A 2,306-nucleotide genomic window follows, 5' to 3' on the forward strand; every position below is an offset into this window, starting at 1 on the left:
AGATTACATTCTTCATTGGGTTATATGCCTCCTGAAGAATTTGAAAGTAAAATTAAATATAGTAAAATGAAAAAAAGTGAAGTCCGTCAGTTAGTTTAACTTAGATAACATTGTGTCTAACTTTTGGGGTTCACACCATATATTATAATAGTAGATGTAATTTTGATCTTGAATTTAAATAACTTTTTTTAATGAAGGAGTAAACTTGAATAGAAAATTGAGCCCTGATTCTAGAAGAAAAAGAATACTTGAAATTGTAAAAACTAAAACTTTTTTAAGATTACAAGAACTATCTAATCTATTAAACGTTAGTGAAATGACTATATATAGAGATATAAAAAATTTGAGTAATAACCTTTTTTTATCAAAAGGTGAAGTAATTTATAAAGAATATAGTAACTTGAGTGAATCTTCTTATTATATAAGAAAAGGGGAAAATAAAGAATTAAAAATAGCAATAGCTAAGACTGCTATTAATTATATTAAAAATAACGATACAATCTTTCTTGACGGCAGTTCAACAATTGGATATTTAGTAAATGAGATAATTGAAAGGAACTTTTACTTAACTGTAGTGACAATATCGCCAATTATTTCAATTGAATTAGCTAAAAAAGATAGTATTAAAATTTTATGCCCTGGTGGATTATTAGAAAAAATAAATTTCTTTTATAATTGTGAGATTGATAATTTTTTAAAATCTATAAATATAAATAAAGCTTTTATATCCTGTGGAGCATTTTCAATAGAAAAAGGATTCACAGATTTAGCCATTGGTGAGTTTAAAATTAAAAGAGAAATAGTGGATAAAATTCCTGAAATTAATATTTTAGCCGACCACACAAAGATTAATACTGCTTATAGTTATACATGGGCAAATTATGATGAAGTAACCAGATTAATATGTGATAATAAAATTAAGAAGGATGATTTAGAAAAATTAAAAGCTAAAAAAATAGAGATAATTTTGGGAAATGTAGAAGAGACGTAAATAACTTTATGTAACCCTCTAAATTAATCTAAAATACTAAAAGGTTTAGAGGAGGATACAAATGCCTGAAAAATAAGGATCTTTGTTTTTTTAAAACTAGTCTTTTAAAAATTAATTTATTAAAACTTAAAAAAGATCTGAAAGGAGAAGGTCAAAAGATGCCAAAATTGATCCTTATGTTTACACATAATGACATGACTGTCCCTGATGCTATTGATTATTTTGAACAGGTCAAAGACCTTCCTATTGACTATTTCGGTTATAAAGAGCTTGGGCTGGAACCTGAAAAAATGAAGATCTTAAACCATAAAATCCAAAAAGCTGGATTTCAGTCTTTTCTTGAAGTTGTTGAATACGAGGAAGAGGCAATAATAGGTACCGTCCAGATGGCATTAGACATAGGTTTTGATTATCTTATGGGAACTGTTTATTTTCCTTCAATATGGAGTGTTATAGACAAAAAGATCAATTATTATCCTTTCTGTGGAAAGGTCTATAACCGCCCTTCTATCCTCAATGGGACAATAGAAGAAATAGCTGAAGATGCAAAGAGAATAGAAGTAGAAGGAGTAAACGGTTTTGATCTTCTGGCTTACAGATATATAGACCTGGCAAAAGTAAATGAACTTGTCAAGACAGTTAAAAATGCGGTGAAACTGCCTATTGTATCAGCAGGCTCAATAAACAGTTTCGAGCGGCTTAATGAGACTATTGAGCAGGGAGTCTGGGGTTTTACAATAGGTGGAGCATTCTTTGAAAAGAAATTTGTCCCAAATGGCTCTTATAGGGAAAACGTCGCTGCAGTACTTAAAAAACTTGGTAAAAAACTCTAATAACTATTTTATATAAGGTAATGAACCATTAAAGTTACCCTAACTTTGTTCTTTAACAATCAAAATACATCTATAATAAGAAGAAGCCTTTGTTCTTTTAAAAGGAATTTTCTTCAGTTTTTAAATAAATTTACAACTACAAAGTTATCAGAATATTTCATTGTTGCAGTGAGGACAATTTTTTATGGTCGAAATTTACTATATTATCAGGGAATTGTCAAAGTACTAAGTGCATTTTTGGTGGTCTATTACCTTATATAATACCAAAGGAATGTTAGATATGATATCAGGAAATTCGATGCCATTATTGGAATTCAGAGGGATAAAGAAAAGATTTGGCGGAAACGTTGTATTGGATAGCATAGACCTGAAGGTGAAGAAAGGTGAGATTAGATCCATCATTGGACCAAACGGTGCTGGAAAGACAACCTTGTTTAATTTGATTTCAGGAATCTATCGGCCAGATGCAGGAGAGATCCTAT

Annotated in this window: 3 protein-coding genes; all 3 read left to right on the forward strand. The window is 29.7% G+C overall.

The window, feature by feature from the left end; translation table 11 throughout:
* The first annotated feature begins 205 nt into the window (after positions 1–205).
* Entirely contained in the window at positions 206–991 is a 786-nt protein-coding gene (locus tag KKC53_05570; GenBank protein MBU2598621.1) for a DeoR/GlpR family DNA-binding transcription regulator, read from the forward strand.
* 158 nt (positions 992–1,149) lie between these two features.
* Positions 1,150–1,824, forward strand: a complete 675-nt coding sequence (locus KKC53_05575) for a hypothetical protein (protein ID MBU2598622.1) — start codon at positions 1,150–1,152, stop codon at positions 1,822–1,824.
* A gap of 298 nt (positions 1,825–2,122) precedes the next feature.
* On the forward strand, positions 2,123–2,306 hold a 184-nt coding region (locus KKC53_05580), incomplete at its 3' end, for an ATP-binding cassette domain-containing protein (GenBank protein MBU2598623.1).

Source organism: Actinomycetota bacterium (genome assembly GCA_018830725.1).
GTDB lineage: Bacteria > Actinomycetota > Humimicrobiia > JAHJRV01 > JAHJRV01 > JAHJRV01.

Bases quoted from the DNA above. Each gene is read 5' to 3' on its own strand.
- KKC53_05575 (MBU2598622.1), top strand. From the start codon at position 1,150: ATGCCAAAATTGATCCTTATGTTTACACATAATGACATGACTGTCCCT.